General features: G+C 51.4%; 1 protein-coding gene. It reads left to right on the top strand.

Annotated elements, in window-relative coordinates:
* The first annotated feature begins 283 nt into the window (after positions 1 to 283).
* Positions 284 to 1,609, top strand: a complete 1,326-nt coding sequence (locus RUMCAL_RS10100) for a cation:proton antiporter (protein ID WP_021682740.1) — start codon at positions 284 to 286, stop codon at positions 1,607 to 1,609.
* Positions 1,610 to 1,683: the final 74 nt, after the last annotated feature.

Below are 1,683 nucleotides of genomic sequence, written 5' to 3'. Positions count from 1 at the left end.
GTGCTGAGCTGGCAAGCCGTAGGCTTGACTGAGGAGTACTTCTGTGTAACCTAAAACATTATGAAAAAGATTCTACGTAAGAACCCCTCCACCGCCTAACGGCGGTCCCCCTCCCCTTTCAGGGGAGGCTGATTTAGGCTCCCTTGAAAAGGGCGGCTAGTTAGGCTCTGCCGCAGGCGGAGGGAGTGCTTTGATAAAACTGACCACATGGTACCGTCAAACCAAAACTGACATAGGATCATTCTTGACAGAAAGCAAATTATAAAGGGAGATAGAAACCATTATGGGTTTGAAAGATTTTTTATTCAACAATGATTATTCTTTTTTACTGCAAATCGCGATCATTCTGTTGTCCACCAAGCTGCTGGGGCTGCTGACCAAGCGGATCAGCCTGCCGCAGGTCGTTGGTGCACTGGCAGCCGGCATCATTCTCGGTCCGATGCTGCTGGACGTTGTAGAACGGAATGACCTGATCGTCAGTCTGGCAGAACTGGGCGTTATCGTCCTCATGTTCAGTGCCGGACTGGAAACCGACATTCAGGAACTGAAAAAGGCAGGGCTTGCCTCCTTTGTCATTGCCCTGCTGGGCGTCATTGTTCCGCTGGTAGGCGGATTTTTCCTCGCCGACTTCTACAATACGGAACAGAATCCGGAAATGGCTTCCCTGTTCTGGCAGAACATTTTCATCGGCGTTGTCCTGACTGCAACTTCCGTCAGCATCACCGTAGAAACTCTGAAGGAACTGGGTGCCCTGAACTCCCGTGCCGGCAATGCCATTCTGGGTGCTGCTGTAATCGATGACATTCTGGGCATTATCGCTCTGACTGTCGTTATCAGTCTGGGCGGCAAGAAGACCGGCGACGGCGGCGGCGAAAAGACACTGGGCACACTGCTGGTCAATGACGGTGTATTTGCTGTTGTCATCAACATTCTGGCGTTCTTCATTGTGGCGATCGGTGCCGCTGTACTGTACCACTTCTTCTTTAAAAAGTGGCGGGAATCCAGCAACGAGAACCTCCGCCGTCACAACATCGTGACATTTGTTTTCTGCCTGCTGCTGTCCTTTATTGCCGAGATCTGCTTCGGCGTTGCCGACATCACCGGTGCATTCGTTGCCGGTCTGGCAGTATCCGGTCTGAAAAAGAACGAGTATGTAGTCAACCGTTTCAACACGCTGTCCTACATGCTCCTGTCCCCTATCTTCTTCGCAAACATCGGTCTGGCAATGACACTGGACGGTCTGACCGGAAAGCTGATCGTATTCATGCTGCTGCTGATGCTGCTGGCAGTTGTCACCAAGGTGATCGGCTGCGGTCTGGGTGCAAAGATCATGCGGTACACCAACAAGGAGAGCCTGCAAATCGGTATTGGTATGATCTCCCGTGGTGAGGTCGCCCTGATCGTTGCCAACAAGGGTGCTTCTGTAGGGCTGATGAGCGAGAAGTTCATGACACCGCTGGTCATCATGGTGGTATTCACCACGATCGTCACCCCGATCCTGCTGAAGTTCGTCTTCCCGAAAAAGAAAGACAACTCCGGAGAAACACCGTCCGGAGAACTGGCAGGACTGGAAAAAAGCGGTATCAATACCGGTCTGGAAGAATCCTAAGACAATACCGCATAAGTTTGACGTTTTGACGGAAACCATATGAGGCAATACCGCACAAAGATTGTGCGGTATTG

The organism is Ruminococcus callidus ATCC 27760 (assembly GCF_000468015.1).
GTDB lineage: Bacteria > Bacillota > Clostridia > Oscillospirales > Ruminococcaceae > Ruminococcus_C > Ruminococcus_C callidus.
The sequence above is the reverse complement of the archived record's forward strand: the minus strand, read 5'-3'. Positions and strand labels throughout refer to the sequence as shown.

What these genes read in the sequence shown, in the direction of transcription:
- RUMCAL_RS10100 (WP_021682740.1), top strand. Translation starts at nt 284, where the DNA reads ATGGGTTTGAAAGATTTTTTATTCAACAATGATTATTCTTTTTTACTG.